19 protein-coding genes are annotated in these 15813 nt (G+C 34.9%); all 19 read left to right on the forward strand.

Going from position 1 to position 15813, the window contains the following annotated elements; translation table 11 throughout:
- The 19 genes from D9V42_RS11720 to D9V42_RS11810 all read left to right on the forward strand — a co-directional run bounded on the left by D9V42_RS11720 (position 1) and on the right by D9V42_RS11810 (position 15801).
- Positions 1-1260 (forward strand): UDP-N-acetylglucosamine 1-carboxyvinyltransferase, encoded by a 1260-nt coding sequence (locus D9V42_RS11720; protein ID WP_107555602.1) that lies wholly within the window; start codon positions 1-3, stop codon positions 1258-1260.
- Between the two features lie 88 nt (positions 1261-1348).
- A complete protein-coding gene (locus D9V42_RS11725) occupies positions 1349-1672 on the forward strand; it encodes a winged helix-turn-helix transcriptional regulator (RefSeq protein WP_029377995.1) in 324 nt (107 codons plus the stop codon).
- A 149-nt stretch (positions 1673-1821) separates the two neighbouring features.
- Positions 1822-3249: an aldehyde dehydrogenase family protein gene (locus D9V42_RS11730; RefSeq protein WP_107555603.1), complete on the forward strand. Its 1428-nt coding sequence runs from the start codon at positions 1822-1824 to the stop codon at positions 3247-3249.
- Positions 3250-3428: 179 nt separating this feature from the next.
- On the forward strand, positions 3429-4745 hold the full coding sequence (gene rho, locus D9V42_RS11735) for a transcription termination factor Rho (protein WP_122065091.1): 1317 nt from the start codon (positions 3429-3431) through the stop codon (positions 4743-4745).
- Positions 4746-4889: 144 nt separating this feature from the next.
- Positions 4890-5147: a type B 50S ribosomal protein L31 gene (locus D9V42_RS11740; protein WP_017722078.1), complete on the forward strand. Its 258-nt coding sequence runs from the start codon at positions 4890-4892 to the stop codon at positions 5145-5147.
- A gap of 200 nt (positions 5148-5347) precedes the next feature.
- A complete protein-coding gene (locus D9V42_RS11745) occupies positions 5348-5947 on the forward strand; it encodes a thymidine kinase (protein WP_017722079.1) in 600 nt (199 codons plus the stop codon).
- Positions 5947-7023, forward strand: coding sequence for a peptide chain release factor 1 (prfA, locus tag D9V42_RS11750; protein ID WP_017722080.1), 1077 nt, complete (start codon positions 5947-5949; stop codon positions 7021-7023). Before D9V42_RS11745 ends, prfA begins: the two co-directional genes overlap by 1 nt.
- Positions 7010-7846 carry a peptide chain release factor N(5)-glutamine methyltransferase gene (prmC, locus tag D9V42_RS11755; RefSeq protein ID WP_107555605.1) on the forward strand — a complete coding sequence of 279 codons (837 nt, stop codon included), beginning with the start codon at positions 7010-7012 and terminating at the stop codon, positions 7844-7846. Before prfA ends, prmC begins: the two co-directional genes overlap by 14 nt.
- A gap of 91 nt (positions 7847-7937) precedes the next feature.
- The gene (locus D9V42_RS11760; RefSeq protein ID WP_122065093.1) at positions 7938-8981 is read left to right on the forward strand and encodes an L-threonylcarbamoyladenylate synthase; all 1044 of its coding nucleotides are present in this window, start codon (positions 7938-7940) and stop codon (positions 8979-8981) included.
- On the forward strand, positions 8978-9394 hold the full coding sequence (locus D9V42_RS11765) for a low molecular weight protein arginine phosphatase (protein WP_107555607.1): 417 nt from the start codon (positions 8978-8980) through the stop codon (positions 9392-9394). The genes D9V42_RS11760 and D9V42_RS11765 overlap by 4 nt, the downstream gene beginning before the upstream one ends.
- Before the next feature lie 152 nt (positions 9395-9546).
- Entirely contained in the window at positions 9547-10071 is a 525-nt protein-coding gene (locus D9V42_RS11770; protein WP_107555608.1) for a TIGR01440 family protein, read from the forward strand.
- 23 nt (positions 10072-10094) lie between these two features.
- On the forward strand, positions 10095-11333 hold the full coding sequence (gene glyA, locus D9V42_RS11775; protein ID WP_122065095.1) for a serine hydroxymethyltransferase: 1239 nt from the start codon (positions 10095-10097) through the stop codon (positions 11331-11333).
- Positions 11334-11351: 18 nt separating this feature from the next.
- Positions 11352-11981 (forward strand): uracil phosphoribosyltransferase, encoded by a 630-nt coding sequence (gene upp, locus D9V42_RS11780; protein WP_122065097.1) that lies wholly within the window; start codon positions 11352-11354, stop codon positions 11979-11981.
- A gap of 22 nt (positions 11982-12003) precedes the next feature.
- On the forward strand, positions 12004-13134 hold the full coding sequence (wecB, locus tag D9V42_RS11785) for a non-hydrolyzing UDP-N-acetylglucosamine 2-epimerase (RefSeq protein WP_122065099.1): 1131 nt from the start codon (positions 12004-12006) through the stop codon (positions 13132-13134).
- Between the two features lie 157 nt (positions 13135-13291).
- Positions 13292-13642 (forward strand): ATP synthase subunit I, encoded by a 351-nt coding sequence (locus tag D9V42_RS11790; RefSeq protein ID WP_122065101.1) that lies wholly within the window; start codon positions 13292-13294, stop codon positions 13640-13642.
- 28 nt (positions 13643-13670) lie between these two features.
- Positions 13671-14393 carry a F0F1 ATP synthase subunit A gene (gene atpB, locus D9V42_RS11795; RefSeq protein ID WP_017722088.1) on the forward strand — a complete coding sequence of 241 codons (723 nt, stop codon included), beginning with the start codon at positions 13671-13673 and terminating at the stop codon, positions 14391-14393.
- Between the two features lie 37 nt (positions 14394-14430).
- Entirely contained in the window at positions 14431-14637 is a 207-nt protein-coding gene (gene atpE, locus D9V42_RS11800; RefSeq protein ID WP_017722089.1) for a F0F1 ATP synthase subunit C, read from the forward strand.
- A gap of 97 nt (positions 14638-14734) precedes the next feature.
- Entirely contained in the window at positions 14735-15262 is a 528-nt protein-coding gene (locus D9V42_RS11805) for a F0F1 ATP synthase subunit B (protein ID WP_122065103.1), read from the forward strand.
- On the forward strand, positions 15262-15801 hold the full coding sequence (locus tag D9V42_RS11810; RefSeq protein ID WP_122065105.1) for a F0F1 ATP synthase subunit delta: 540 nt from the start codon (positions 15262-15264) through the stop codon (positions 15799-15801). The genes D9V42_RS11805 and D9V42_RS11810 overlap by 1 nt, the downstream gene beginning before the upstream one ends.
- Positions 15802-15813: the final 12 nt, after the last annotated feature.

The following is a 15813-nucleotide window of genomic DNA, read 5'->3' on the forward strand; positions in this document are numbered from 1 at the left end:
ATGGCTCAAGAAGTGATTAAAATTAGAGGTGGGCAAACACTTAAAGGTGAAGTGAATAACCACGGTGCTAAAAATAGTGCAGTAGCAATTATACCAGCAGCGATTTTGGCTGAAGATAAAGTAACAATTGAAGGCCTTCCAGAAATCTCTGATGTAGAAACTTTAGTAAGTTTACTTGGAGATTTAAACATTGAGACAGAATTAGAAGGTATGACATTACATGTTGATCCTGAAAACATTGAAAATGCACCATTACCAAATAATAAAGTAGAATCATTACGTGCTTCTTATTATATGATGGGAGCAATGTTAGGGAGATTCAAAAAATGTGTCATTGGTTTACCTGGCGGATGTCCTTTAGGGCCAAGACCGATTGATCAACATATTAAAGGATTTAAAGCATTAGGTGCAAAAGTTGATGAATCAAGTAGTACGTCTATGAAGATTGAAGCAGATAGATTGGTCGGCGCAAATATATTTTTAGACATCGTAAGTGTAGGTGCTACGATTAATATCATGTTGGCAGCAGTACGTGCTGAAGGACATACAGTTATTGAAAATGCTGCGAAAGAACCAGAAGTGGTTGATGTGGCTAATTTCTTAATGAGCCTTGGAGCTGATATTAAAGGTGCAGGTACAAGTACAATCAAAATTAATGGGGTAGAACGATTACATGGTTCACATCATCCAGTGATTCCCGATAGAATTGAAGCAGGTACATATATGTGTATTGCAGCTGCTTGCGGTGAGAATATCAGAATTAATAATATTATCCCAACGCATGTAGAACCACTTACAGTTAAACTGAAAGAATTAGGTGTAGACATCCAAGTTGAGGATGACAGCGTACTTATTAGACGTAGCACACCTTATTCAAGTGTGGATATTAAAACATTAGTATATCCTGGTTTTGCCACTGACTTACAACAACCCATAACACCTTTATTATTTATGGCTGATGGTGTGTCGTTTGTTACTGAAACGATATATCCAGCTCGTTTTAAGCATGTAGATGAACTGAAAAATATGGGTGCGAATATTTCTGCAGACAATGGTACAGCAACTATAAAACCATCGAAATTAACTGGTGCTGATGTTTACGCTAGTGATTTACGTGCTGGTGCTTGTCTTATTGTAGCTGGATTGTTAGCAGAAGGTGTTACAACTATTTATAATGTGAAACATATATATCGTGGTTACACGAACATCGTAAAAACTCTAAAATCACTTGGTGCAGATATTTGGACTGAAGAAGTTTAAAAAATGTGGTATACTAAATATACTAAGTAAAAAGTTGTGTATTTAGTGATATGTGTTTTAGAATAAAATCGATAATGAGGTGATAGCCATGGAGGTTTGCCCTTATCTAGAAGAAACCTTTAAAATCGTAGGTAGAAGCTGGAACGGTCTTATTATTAATTATTTATCTAGATGTACGGAAAAATCTGCGCACTTTTCAGATATGAAGCGTGATTTGAAGACGATAACACCACGTGCACTTAGTATAAAATTAACTGACCTTACGGAATGGGGACTAGTAGAGAAAAATGTAGTATCTACAAGCCCAATGAATATTTTGTATCAGCTTACAGATAAAGGTGATGCTTTAGCGGCAGCGTTAGTACCAATGGAAGAATGGGCACAAGAGTATATTGAACTTGAAAACAAGTAACTCAATACCTTGTACAATCGAGTCTGAGACGTCAATATGATGTTTTAGGCTCTTTTTTTATGTATTAGTAGCTGTGAGCAGTTATGTTTAAAAATACAAAATATCGGTTAGAATATAATTATCAACATAACTTAAGGAGTGAATATATAATGAGAAATTTCACTAAACAATATATCAACGGTGAATGGATTGAAAGTGCAAGTGGAGAAACAATAGAAGTTATCAATCCTGCAACAGAAGAAGTAGCGGGTACAATCGCGAAAGGTAACAAAGAAGATGTTGATAAAGCAGTGGATGCAGCAGAAAATGTATATTTTGAATTTAGACACAGTTCTGTTCAAGAAAGAAAAGAACTATTAGATAAAATTGTTCAAGAGTATAAAAATAGAAAAGAAGATCTTGTAGAAGCTATTACGGATGAACTAGGTGCGCCATTAGACGTATCGGAAAATGTCCATTATCAAATGGGGTTAGATCACTTTGAGGCAGCACGTGATGCATTAGATAATTTTGAATTTGAGGAGCGCCGCGGTGATGACTTAGTTGTCAAAGAAGCCATTGGTGTAGCTGGTTTAATCACACCTTGGAACTTCCCTACAAACCAAACATCACTTAAATTATCAGCGGCATTTGCAGCAGGAAGTCCAGTTGTTTTAAAACCATCAGAAGAGACTCCGTTTGCAGCAATTATTTTAGCTGAAATTTTTGATAAAGTAGGTGTGCCAAAAGGTGTATTTAACTTAGTCAATGGTGATGGTCAAGGCGTAGGAAATCCTTTAAGTGAACATCCTAAAGTTAGAATGATGTCATTTACTGGTTCTGGTCCAACAGGTTCAAGCATTATGAAAAAAGCTGCAGATGATTTCAAAAAAGTATCACTTGAACTAGGCGGTAAATCACCATACATTATCCTAGATGATGTAGATATAGATGAAGCAGCAAGTGCAGCAACTGGTAAAGTTGTGACAAATACTGGTCAAGTATGTACAGCAGGTACTAGAACACTCGTACCTGAAAGCATAAAAGAAGATTTCTTAACAGCTGTAAAAGAGAAGTTTAGCCAGGTTAAAGTAGGAGACCCACGTGCAGAAGGCACTGAGGTAGGACCTATCATTAGTAAAAAACAATTTGACCAAGTTCAATCATACATTGATAAAGGTATTGAAGAAGGTGCAGAATTATTTTACGGTGGACCAGGTAAGCCAGAAGGTCTGGAAAAAGGATATTTTGCACGCCCAACAATCTTTAACAATGTAGATAATGATATGGTAATCGCTAGAGAAGAAATATTTGGACCTGTGATGTCTATTATCACTTATAATGATGTAGATGAAGCTATTAAAATTGCAAATGATACAGAATACGGTTTAGCAGCATATGTATATGGTGAGGACCAAGACACGTTGCACAAAGTAGCGCGTTCATTAGAAGCAGGTACAGTTGAAATTAATGAAGCAGGACGCAAACCAGATTTACCATTCGGTGGCTATAAACAATCAGGTATTGGCCGTGAATGGGGAGACTATGGTATTGAAGAATTCCTAGAAGTTAAATCTATTGCAGGTTACTATAAATAATAAATTTTAATAGTTTAATTATTAGAAGATGGGGCATACATTTATGCTTCATCTTTTTTCTGATTTTTAGAAATTGAAATACGTTTTGTAATTAAAAAGGAAATTTGCTATAGTTATAAAAGTAAGTAGCGTAGTTACTACGTTATTTAAAAACTTATTTATGAAATGGGTGCAAGATAATGCCTGAAAAAGTACGGACATCACCTCAGTATGAATCGTTCCACGAATTGTACAAAAATTACACTACAAAAGATCTCACTCAAAAAGCAAAATCTCTAAAACTAACAAATTATAGTAAATTGAATAAAAAAGAACTTGTTCTAGCTATTATGGAAGCACAAATGGAAAAAGATGGTAATTATTATATGGAGGGTATTTTAGATGATATCCAACAAGATGGTTATGGTTTCCTAAGAACAGTTAATTATTCTAAAGGTGAAAAAGATATCTATATTTCTGCTAGTCAAATTCGTCGTTTTGAAATTAAACGTGGAGACAAAGTGACTGGCAAAGTGAGAAAGCCGAAAGATAATGAAAAATACTATGGTTTATTACAAGTTGATTTCGTAAATGGTGAGAATGCAGAAGAAGTTAAAAAGCGTCCGCATTTCCAAGCTTTGACACCATTATATCCTGAAGAGCGCATTCTATTAGAGACAACAAAACAAAACTTTTCAACGCGTATTATGGATTTAGTAACACCAATCGGTTTAGGACAACGTGGCTTAATTGTTGCCCCACCAAAGGCTGGTAAAACATCATTGCTTAAGGAAATTGCAAATGCAATTGCGATAAATAAACCAGATGCAGAGTTATTTGTGTTGCTTGTTGGAGAAAGACCTGAAGAGGTTACAGATTTAGAAAGATCAGTTGAATCTGCAGAAGTAGTGCACTCTACATTTGACGAACCGCCACAACATCACGTGAAAGTTGCGGAATTATTATTAGAACGTGCAAAACGTCTAGTAGAAATTGGTAAAGACGTCATCATTTTGATGGATTCAATTACTAGGTTGGCTCGTGCTTATAATCTTGTGATTCCACCTAGTGGTCGAACATTATCTGGTGGTTTAGACCCTGCATCCTTACACAAACCTAAAGCTTTCTTCGGGGCTGCCAGAAATATTGAAGCGGGGGGTAGCATGACAATTTTAGCTACTGCTCTAGTAGATACTGGGTCTCGTATGGATGATATGATTTATGAGGAATTTAAAGGGACAGGAAATATGGAATTACATCTAGATCGTAAGTTAGCTGAACGTCGTGTATTCCCAGCAATCGATATCGGTCGTAGTTCCACTCGTAAAGAAGAATTGCTAATAGATCCAAAAGAGCTTGAGTCATTGTGGCAATTGCGTAATATGTTCACGGATTCTACAGATTTTACAGAAAGATTTGTGCGCAAATTGAAACGTACATATAACAACAAAGAATTCTTTGAACAGTTACAAAAAGCTGCTAAAGAAAGCACTAAAACAGGTAAACCAATTATTTAATCTGAAATAATTCGGTATATATCTAAGCAATATTTGATTTGGGGTTGCGTTTTATATTTAAAGCCATTATAATTATCAAGTATTGGGTAAAAACTCACAAAAAACTCTGTGCCAGATGGTTCAGGGCAAAGGAGCTGAAAAGTAATGAGACAAAATATTCATCCTGAATATCATAAGGTTATCTTTTTAGATACTACTACGGATTTTAAATTCTTAAGTGGTTCAACTAAATCTTCATCAGAAACTATGACATGGGAAGATGGTAATGAATACCCAGTTATTCGTTTAGACATTTCATCTGATTCACACCCATTCTATACAGGACGTCAAAAATTCGCTGCTGCGGATGGTCGTGTGGAACGTTTCAACAAAAAATTCGGATTCAAATCAAGCAACGAATAATTGTTGTTTTAAAGCATTCTCATATTATGAGGATGCTTTTTTACTTTTACATAAATTTAAATTAAAAATGACATAATGGCATGGCGATATTAAAGAAATTCAGACATAAATAAACGCAATAACTTGAAGATATATCATATTTTAACTTAAAAAATATGATATAATAAACCGATTATGTTTTGAAAAAGGTGGAACGCATAATGTATGAAACTTATCATTCCGGGTGGATTGAATGTATTACTGGAAGTATGTTTAGTGGTAAATCTGAAGAGCTAATACGTCGGTTAAGACGTGGCCTTTACGCTAAACAAAAAGTAGTTGTGTTTAAACCAGCTATAGATGACCGTTATCATAAAGACAAAATTGTTTCTCATAATGGTAACGCGATAGAAGCAATTAATATATCAACAGCAGCAGAAATTTTTAAACACGATTTATCAGATGTAGATGTAATCGGTATAGATGAAGTGCAATTTTTTGAAAATGGTATCGTGCATATCGCTGAGCAATTAGCTGAAAAAGGACATAGAGTTATAACAGCTGGTTTAGATATGGATTTTAGAGGCAAACCTTTTGAACCTATACCAGAGCTATTAGCAGTGAGTGAGGATGTAACGAAATTACAAGCAGTTTGTGCAGTTTGTGGCGCATCTTCAAGTCGTACTCAAAGGTTAATAGACGGTAACCCAGCAAAAATAGATGATCCAGTTATATTAGTTGGTGCAAATGAAAGTTATGAACCGAGATGTAGGGCACATCACATCGTCGCACCGAGTAATGATGAGAAGGAGGAAATGTAGTGTTTGATCAATTAGATATTGTAGAAGAGAGATATGAACAATTAAATGAATTATTAAGTGATCCAGATGTAGTGAGCAACCCAGATAATTTACGTAATTATTCAAAAGAACAAGCAGACTTACAAAAAACGGTAGAAGTTTACCGTGACTATAAACAAACAAAAGAAGATTTAGCAGAAGTTGAAGAAATGTTACGTGATACAAAGGATAGTGAAGAAATTGAAATGCTAAAAGAAGAGCATCAAACGCTTCAAAATAAAGTTCCTAAATTAGAAGAAGAACTTAAATTCTTACTTATTCCTAAAGATCCTAATGATGAGAAAGATGTTATCGTAGAGATTCGTGCTGCCGCAGGTGGAGATGAAGCTGCTATTTTTGCAGGGGATTTATTTAGAATGTACTCTAAATACGCTGAAGCACTCAATTACAAGACTGATATTGTAGAAATTACAGAGAGTGATCATGGCGGATATAAAGAAATCAGTTTCTCAGTTTCTGGAAGTGGTGCGTTTAGTAAATTGAAGTATGAGAATGGTGCGCACCGTGTGCAACGTGTTCCAGAAACAGAATCTGGTGGCCGTATTCATACATCAACAGCTACTGTGGCTGTTTTGCCAGAAGTAGAAGATGTGGAAATTGAAGTACGTAATGAAGACTTGAAAATTGATACTTATCGTTCTAGTGGTGCAGGTGGTCAGCACGTAAATACGACAGATTCAGCAGTACGTATTACACATATTCCAACGGGCATTATTGCGACTTCATCAGAAAAATCTCAAATTCAAAACCGTGAAAAAGCTTTAAAAGTATTAAAAGCACGTTTATTTGATATGAAATTACAAGAAGAACAACAAAAATATGCAGCACAACGTAAATCTGCAGTCGGCACAGGAGACCGTTCAGAACGTATTAGAACATACAATTATCCTCAAAGCCGTGTAACCGACCACAGAATTGGTTTAACATTACAAAAGTTAGATCAAATTATGGAAGGTAAATTGGATGAAATTATAGATGCTTTAACATTAGCTGAACAAACTGATAAATTGAAAGAACTTAACAATGGTGAATTATAAAACTATTTTAAGCGATGCTAAAGAAAAGTGCGTCGAACGACATATTGAGACCGCTCGAGCTGAATGGTTGATGCTTGATTTGTTCGATTGGTCCAAGGCGGATTATTTAATGCACATGAATGATGAAATAACAGTATCACATTTAAAAATGTTTGATGAAGCAGAGCATAGAATGCTAAATGGTGAACCGATACAGTATATTACGGGTAAACAAACTTTTTATGGTGAGGTTTTTAATGTAAATAAAAATTGTTTGATTCCTAGACCTGAAACAGAAGAAGTTATGTTACATTTCTATCATCAACTTGAAAAAGGCGATACTGTAGTAGATGTAGGTACAGGAAGTGGTAATATTCCAATTGTACTAAAAAAATTAGATAGCACGTTCAATGTGTATGCAACAGATTTATATCAAAATGCATTAACCGTAGCTAAAGCAAATGCTGAACATCATCAAGTTGAAGTTAAATTTTTACATGGAGACGGTTTAACCCCGCTTATAGAACAAGGCATAAAAGTAAACGGTTTAATCTCTAACCCACCATACATTGATAGTGAAGAAGCGGAAATGATGGAAGATACAGTGCTGAAATATGAACCGCACTCTGCGCTATTCGCAGCAGATAATGGTTACAAAGTTTATGATACAATTTTAGATCGTTTACCAGAAGTCTTACTACCGAATGCCAAAGTAGTATTTGAAATAGGGTTTGCGCAAGGCCCCAAATTAAAAGAAAAGATTATCGCAAAATATCCAACATTAGATGTTCAAATTATAAAAGACATTAATAATAACGATCGTATAATTGCTTTCGTATGGTAAAAAAGTTATGCACTGAACATGGACAATCATGAGAGTGCATAACTTTTTATTTTGCTTTAAAATGAATAATAAGATGAAAGGATGTGCCTAGATGAAAACGCGTATATGGGATTTACGTCAATATGAATACAATCTGACTGCTTATGATGGGATTGAAGATATAAAATCAATTCTTGAAAAGGGTGGATTAATCGCAATTCCAACTGAAACAGTTTATGGATTAGGTGGGGATGCACGTAATAATCAAGCGATTGAAAAAATTTATAAAGCTAAAGGTAGACCTTCGGATAACCCTTTAATTGTTCATATACATGAACTTAACCAATTAAAGTCATTTACTGCTGACTTAACACCCGAAGTTGAAGGATTAATGAATGCATTTTGGCCAGGACCTATATCATTTATTTTACCGTTAAGAAAAGGATACTTATGTAATCGTGTAAGCGGTGGACTAAATTCTATTGCTGTGCGAATGCCTAGTCACCCTATAGGCAGAGCGTTACTTCAATTCATTGATATTCCTATTGCTGCGCCTAGCGCAAATTTAAGTGGTAGGCCTTCGCCAACGACTTTTGATCATGTATATCATGATTTAGATGGTCGTATAGATGGGATTGTTAATGGTGACCAAAGTGAAGAGGGACTAGAAAGTACAGTGTTAGACTGCACACAATATCCTTTTAGAATAGCAAGACCTGGATCAATTACAAAATCTATGATTGAAAAAGTATTACCTAACAGTATTGCAACAGATGTATCACTGAATACTGACAAGCCGATTGCTCCTGGTATGAAATATAAACATTATTCACCAGACACACCTATAAAAATATTAGAAAATTTTCATAAGAAACCTTCATCAGCTAAGAATTGGAGTAAGGTTGCCTTTATCGTCCCACAAAGTCATCGAGAAATAGTTCCGAATCAAGCAAAATTCATCCCACTATGTAAAGATGGCAATGATATTAAAGGTGCCAATCATAATCTGTATCATATATTACATCGGTTAGATCAAGAGTGTGAAATAGAGCATGCCTATATCTTTGGCTTTCCATTGAATGATGATACTACCGCGATTATGAACAGAATGATGAAAGCAGCTAACCAAACTGTTATAAAAGGAGACGAATTATGAGAATCGTTTTTGTATGTACAGGGAATACTTGTAGAAGTCCTTTAGCAGAAAGTATAGCGAAAGCAAAATTACCTAACCATACTATAGTATCAAGAGGTATTTATGCTATGGATGGTCAACCTATCTCTAAATATTCATTAAATATAATAGAAGAAGAAGGATTGCCAGTACCAGAACATGCGATGTCGTTTACACATCAAGATTTAAGTGCAGATTTAATTTTAACCATGGGCCAGTCGCATAAATTAGCTATTCAACAAATGGGTCATGATACAGCACATGTTTTTACCTTGAACGAATACGTTGGGCTACATGGCGAAGTTTCAGACCCATTTGGCGGTGGCAAAGGTGACTACATTAAAATATATAATGAATTAAATATAATGATAGATAGTTTAAAAAATAAAATATAAAAAAATTAAATGTGTGAAATGAGTATGAGAGCGTTCCTAAATACGTTATAATGATAACGTGTAGCAAATTTGCTGTCAGTCAATTTTGTATGTTGTTAAAGCACCTGGGTATTTACATACTTTTATTCAACTTAATTAAAAGGGGTGGAAGAATGGAAGACTTAAAGTTACTGTTAAACGAGTTAAAAGCACAATCATTTTTTAAAGCTGATGAATTATGCATTATTGGTTGTTCGACATCTGAAGTAATTGGTGAACGTATCGGTAGTGTTGGATCAATGGAAATTGCTCAAGAAATATTTGAAGCATTAAAAGAAATTGAAAATGAAACAGGCGTTTCGTTTGTATTTCAAGGTTGTGAACATATTAATCGTGCAGTGACCATTGAGAAATCAAACTTTAATCCCCTTACAATGGAAGAAGTTACAGTTGTGCCAGATGTTCATGCTGGTGGAAGCTTAGCAACTTATGCGTATCAACATATGGTTGATCCAATGGTTGTTGAGCATATTTCTGTACCTAAAGGTATTGATATCGGACAGACTTTAATTGGAATGCATATCAAACATGTGGCGATTCCAGAGCGTACAAGTGTCAAGCAAATTGGTGAAGCAATTGTTACAATCGCTTCTTCAAGACCAAAAAAAATTGGTGGCGAAAGAGCAAAATACAACTAATACAGAAACGAGGGAATTACCAAATGTCATTTATTCAAGAGCAAGATAAGGAAATATATGAAGTGATTCAAAATGAATTTAACCGTCAAAACAACAATATCGAGCTGATTGCTTCAGAAAACTTCGTATCAGAAGCAGTTATGGAAGCGCAAGGTTCAGTATTAACTAACAAATATGCTGAAGGCTACCCAAACAGAAGATACTATGGTGGTTGTGAATTTGTGGATGTTTCAGAAGCTTTAGCAATTGATCGTGCCAAAAAATTATTTGGTGCAGAACATGTTAACGTACAGCCACACTCAGGTTCTCAAGCAAATATGGCTGTTTATCTCGTAGCATTAGAACACGGTGATACTGTATTAGGTATGAATTTAAGTCATGGTGGACACTTAACACATGGCGCGCCTGTTAACTTTAGTGGTCAATTTTATAACTTTGTTGAATATGGCGTAGACGAAGAAAACGAACAAATTGACTATGATGAAGTATTAAGAGTAGCCAAAGAACATCAACCTAAATTAATCGTTGCAGGTGCTTCTGCGTATTCAAGAACAATTGATTTTAAACGCTTTAAAGAAATTGCAGACGAAGTAGGCGCAAAATTAATGGTAGATATGGCTCATATTGCAGGTTTAGTAGCAGTTGGTTTACATCCAAATCCTGTAGAACATGCTGATTTTGTAACTACTACAACGCATAAAACATTACGCGGACCTCGTGGTGGAATGATTTTATGTAAAGAAGAATATAAAAAGCAAATCGATAAAACAATCTTCCCAGGTATCCAAGGTGGTCCTTTAGAACACGTTATCGCTGCTAAAGCTGTGGCATTTGGGGAAGCATTGCAAGATGACTTTAAAGCATATCAACAACAAGTAATTAACAATGCTAAAACTTTAGCAAATACATTGACTGACGAAGGATTTAGAGTTGTTTCAGGTGGTACTGATAATCATCTTGTTTCTGTAGATGTCAAAGGTTCAGTAGGTATAACTGGTAAAGTTGCTGAAGAAACATTAGATGCTATAGGTATTACATGTAATAAAAATACAATTCCATTTGATCAAGAAAAGCCATTCGTGACAAGCGGCATTCGTTTAGGTACACCAGCAGCAACAACACGTGGATTTGATGAAGCTGCTTTTGAAGAAGTTGCAAAAATCATTAGCTTAGTTTTAAAAGATCCAGAAAATGAAAAAGCGTTAGAAAAAGGAAAAGAAAGAGTTAAAGCTTTAACTACTAAACATCCTTTATATAACTAAAATTGGAGGAAATAAATTATGGGCAAAGTACATGTTTTTGACCACCCACTTATTCAACACAAATTAAGTTACATTCGAGACGTACATACTGGGACTAAAGAATTTAGAGAGTTAGTAGATGAAGTTGGTATGTTAATGGCATACGAAGTAACAAGAGATTTAGAATTACAAGATGTAGAAATAGAGACACCTGTTACTAAAATGATAGCTAAACGCTTAACAGGCAAAAAGTTAGCTTTCGTACCAATTTTAAGAGCTGGTTTAGGTATGACACAAGGCATATTGAACTTAGTACCAGCAGCTAGAATTGGACATGTGGGACTATATAGAGATCCTGAAACACTTGAAGCTGTAGAATACTTTGTAAAATTACCGCAAGACATCGAAGAGAGAGAAATTGTAGTTGTTGACCCTATGTTAGCAACTGGCGCATCAGCTATAGAAGCAATTAACTCACTTAAAAAACGTGGAGCCAAAAATATCCGCTTTATGTGCTTAATTGCAGCCCCTGAAGGTGTGAAAAAATTACAAGAAGCGCACGAAGACGTAGACATTTTCATCGCAGCATTAGATGAGAAATTAGATGAACATGCTTATATTACACCAGGCTTAGGTGATGCAGGAGACCGTTTATTCGGTACAAAATAGTTTCGCCTAGGAGTGGAATAAAATGAAAAAAATAATGACTGTATTTGGGACACGTCCTGAAGCAGTAAAAATGGCGCCTCTTGTACAAGCATTGAAAAACGATGATGAACTAGAGCCGATTGTTGTAGTTTCTGCTCAGCATAGAGAAATGCTTGATTCAGTGTTAGAAAGTTTTCATATCACGCCAGACTATGATTTGAATATTATGAAGCAAGGGCAATCTTTATCAGAAATTACATCGCGTATTTTACAACGGTTAGAGCATGTCATTCAAGAAGTGAAACCAGATATGATATTGGTTCATGGCGATACTATGACGACCTTTGCTGGAAGTTTAGCTGCTTTATACAATCAAGTACCTATTGGGCATGTTGAAGCTGGCTTACGTACATGGGATAAATATGCGCCATTTCCTGAAGAAATGAATCGACAAATGGTAGGGGTAATGGCAGATTTGAATTTTGCTCCTACTAATGATGCAGCAAATAATCTTATTGCAGAAAACAAACCGTTGGATTCTATAGTCGTAACTGGTAATACAGCAATTGATGCGATGAAGACAACGATTCACGAAAATTATCAATCTGATATTATTTCGAAACATAAAGATAAACGTATCATCCTATTGACTGCGCATAGACGTGAGAATATTGGTGAACCTATGTCACATATTTTTAAAGCGGTAAGAGATATAGTGGATACTTATGAAGATGTTGTTGTTGTTTATCCTATGCATAAGAATCCTCAAGTACGAGAAATTGCTGATATTTATTTATCTGGGCATCATCGTATAGAATTGGTCGAACCGTTGGAAGTGGTTGATTTCCATAATTTCGCCCACCAATCGTACTTGATATTGACTGATTCTGGAGGAGTACAAGAAGAAGCGCCATCATTAGGTAAACCAGTGTTAGTTTTAAGAGATACAACTGAAAGACCAGAAGGTGTAGAAGCTGGCACACTTAAAATAGTAGGTACAAATGAACAAACCGTTTTTGAGGCTACAAAACAATTACTTGAAAATCAACAAGTATATGAAACGATGAGTAGTGCCCGCAATCCTTATGGTGATGGTAATGCATCATTACGAATATGTGAGAATATTAAATATTATTTTCATATAATTTCTGAAAAGCCAGAATCATTCAAATAATAAAAGGTGTTAATGTGTCATTTTTGTGACAATTATGTAAAAAATAAAACTACATTTTGAATAGAATTGACACGTTAACTACCCTATATTATTATTAAAATTGTATGATTGAAATGGTTTTCATAATTGAACGAAAAAGACGAAGTGAGGCACAGTCATGAAACGTTTCAACATCTTTTTTAATAGGTACATTAAATACTATTTTTATGGTATAATTGTGCTATTAATTGTGTTTATTTTCACATACTCGCCATTTGTTTTGGGACTTATAATCGGTACACTCGGATCACTTATTAACACCTTTACTTTCGAATATTATTTAGAGAAAGCAAAAGAGAAAGACAATATACATATATCAACGGGCAACGTTTGGAGATATTTAGTAGTGATACTTTCGTGTTGTATTTGGTATTTTTATAAGGATCAAATTAATATTATTGGTGTAGTCATTGGTTTAATGATTTCGTATGTTTTGATTGTTTTCAAACCATTTATACACAAGAAATAAATTTAATATATGAAAGAGGTGAGAAAGCATGAAGCATAAAGACCCTCTTGTCAGTTGGGATGTATTCGGTATAGACATCGTGTTTAACCTATCATCAATTTTGATGTTGATTATTACATCGGTTATTGTTTTTGTCATAGCTATTATTTGTACACGCAACCTCAAGAAACGTCCGACTGGTAAGCAAAATTTTATCGAGTGGGTTTTTGACTTTGTACGAGGAATTATTGAAAGTAACATGGCTTGGTCCAAAGGTGGTCAATTCCATTTCTTAGCTGTTACCTTAATATTTTTCATATTTGTAAGTAATATGCTAGGGCTACCATTTCAATTAATTTCAGGTCATACACTGTGGTGGAAATCACCGACAGCAGATGCCACTGTAACTTTAACACTATCAACATTAGTCATCCTATTGACGCATTATTATGGTGTTAAGATGACAGGTACTAAAGGCTATTTCCAAAACTATACAAAACCTATCTTCTTATTACCGATTAACATTTTTGAAGAATTTACTTCAACGTTAACGCTTGGTTTACGTTTGTACGGTAATATATTTGCAGGTGAGTTATTACTTGGATTATTGTCAGGCCTAGTATTTAGTTTCCCTGCCTGGGGATGGATCATTGGATTACCTGGACTCGTAGTTTGGCAAGGTTTTTCAATATTCATAGGTACAATTCAAGCATACATTTTTGTAATGCTTTCAATGGTTTATATGTCCCATAAAGTTCAGGACAGTCATTAAATAAAATTAAAAGAAAAAAATTAGGAGGATTTTATAAATGAATACAATCGCAGCAGCAATCGCAATCGGCTTATCAGCATTAGGTGCAGGTATCGGTAACGGTCTTATCGTTTCAAGAACAGTAGAAGGTGTAGCACGTCAACCAGAAGCACGCGGACAATTAATGGGTATTATGTTCATTGGTATTGGTTTAGTTGAGGCATTACCTATCATCGGTGTAGTTATCGCTTTCATGTCACTATAATTCAAACAGCTATTCAGGCGAAGTCACTGTGACTTTCGCCGTTCGTTTTTATAAATATGTCTTATGATGATAATGAATGAAAGGAGTGTCTATGTAAGTGACTGCTACGACAAATATGTTCGTACTTGGTGCAGCTGGAGCAAGCGGTGTTCAATGGGGAACTATTATAGTTACCTGTATAACTTTCGTTATCTTATTGCTATTATTGAAAAAATTTGCATGGGGTCCATTAAAAGAAGTAATGGATAAACGTGAGCGCGATATCAATAAAGATATTGACGATGCTGAACAAGCTAAGCTAAATGCACAAAAGTTAGAAGAACAAAACAAACAAACACTAAAAGAAACGCAAGATGAGGTTCAAAAGATTTTAGAAGACTCTAAAATTCAAGCGCGTAAACAACATGAAGAAATTATACATGAAGCGAATATCAGAGCAAATGGTATGATTGAAACAGCACAAAATGAAATTAATAGTGAGAAAGAACGTGCAATTGCAGATATCAATAATCAAGTTTCTGAGCTTTCAGTATTGATCGCATCGAAAGTACTTCAAAAAGAAATTTCAGAAAAAGACCAAAAAGCATTAGTTGAAAAGTACATTAAAGAGGCAGGCGATAAGTAATGGCTAAAATAGCAAAAAAATATGCCAAGGCATTATTTGATACTGCTAAAGATGCAGACATCCTTGACGCAATGTATGAAGAATTTTCAACTATTGATACAGCAGTTCAATCTGAAATAAAGAAGTTACATGAATTGGATAGAGATCCACAAAAAGATGTTGACCAACGTCACCGCTTTGTGAATATTGTTTTTGGCCATGCCAACCAGTATATGCAAAATATGTTGATGATATTAGCTAGTAATCGTCATCTTGGATATATTCATGAAATATACACAGAATTTGAAACTTTATACAACGAGCTTCATAATCAAGATTATGCTGTTATCGAATCAGTATATGAACTCTCTGAAGAAGAAGTATCACGTATAGAAGAAATCATAAAAGCACGTACAAAACTTTCTAAAACAATGATTACTAATAAAATTAATCCAGAACTTATCGGTGGTATCAGAGTAAAAGTAGGTACTAAAGTTATGGACGCAAGTTTAAAAAATGATCTTACACAATTAGAAAAACAATTTACTAGAGTGAAATAAAAATAGAAGGAG

Origin of the sequence: Staphylococcus pseudoxylosus (assembly GCF_003697915.1) — a bacterium.
Lineage (GTDB): Bacteria > Bacillota > Bacilli > Staphylococcales > Staphylococcaceae > Staphylococcus > Staphylococcus pseudoxylosus.

Coding starts and splice junctions, on each gene's coding strand:
- D9V42_RS11765 (WP_107555607.1), top strand. CDS start 8,978: ATGAGAATCGTTTTTGTATGTACAGGGAATACTTGTAGAAGTCCTTTA.
- D9V42_RS11810 (WP_122065105.1), top strand. CDS start 15,262: ATGGCTAAAATAGCAAAAAAATATGCCAAGGCATTATTTGATACTGCT.
- D9V42_RS11770 (WP_107555608.1), top strand. CDS start 9,547: ATGGAAGACTTAAAGTTACTGTTAAACGAGTTAAAAGCACAATCATTT.
- D9V42_RS11760 (WP_122065093.1), top strand. CDS start 7,938: ATGAAAACGCGTATATGGGATTTACGTCAATATGAATACAATCTGACT.
- atpE (WP_017722089.1), top strand. CDS start 14,431: ATGAATACAATCGCAGCAGCAATCGCAATCGGCTTATCAGCATTAGGT.
- glyA (WP_122065095.1), top strand. CDS start 10,095: ATGTCATTTATTCAAGAGCAAGATAAGGAAATATATGAAGTGATTCAA.
- prmC (WP_107555605.1), top strand. CDS start 7,010: ATGGTGAATTATAAAACTATTTTAAGCGATGCTAAAGAAAAGTGCGTC.
- D9V42_RS11745 (WP_017722079.1), top strand. CDS start 5,348: ATGTATGAAACTTATCATTCCGGGTGGATTGAATGTATTACTGGAAGT.
- atpB (WP_017722088.1), top strand. CDS start 13,671: ATGAAGCATAAAGACCCTCTTGTCAGTTGGGATGTATTCGGTATAGAC.
- D9V42_RS11740 (WP_017722078.1), top strand. CDS start 4,890: ATGAGACAAAATATTCATCCTGAATATCATAAGGTTATCTTTTTAGAT.
- wecB (WP_122065099.1), top strand. CDS start 12,004: ATGAAAAAAATAATGACTGTATTTGGGACACGTCCTGAAGCAGTAAAA.
- D9V42_RS11725 (WP_029377995.1), top strand. CDS start 1,349: ATGGAGGTTTGCCCTTATCTAGAAGAAACCTTTAAAATCGTAGGTAGA.
- D9V42_RS11730 (WP_107555603.1), top strand. CDS start 1,822: ATGAGAAATTTCACTAAACAATATATCAACGGTGAATGGATTGAAAGT.
- D9V42_RS11790 (WP_122065101.1), top strand. CDS start 13,292: ATGAAACGTTTCAACATCTTTTTTAATAGGTACATTAAATACTATTTT.
- rho (WP_122065091.1), top strand. CDS start 3,429: ATGCCTGAAAAAGTACGGACATCACCTCAGTATGAATCGTTCCACGAA.
- D9V42_RS11720 (WP_107555602.1), top strand. CDS start 1: ATGGCTCAAGAAGTGATTAAAATTAGAGGTGGGCAAACACTTAAAGGT.
- upp (WP_122065097.1), top strand. CDS start 11,352: ATGGGCAAAGTACATGTTTTTGACCACCCACTTATTCAACACAAATTA.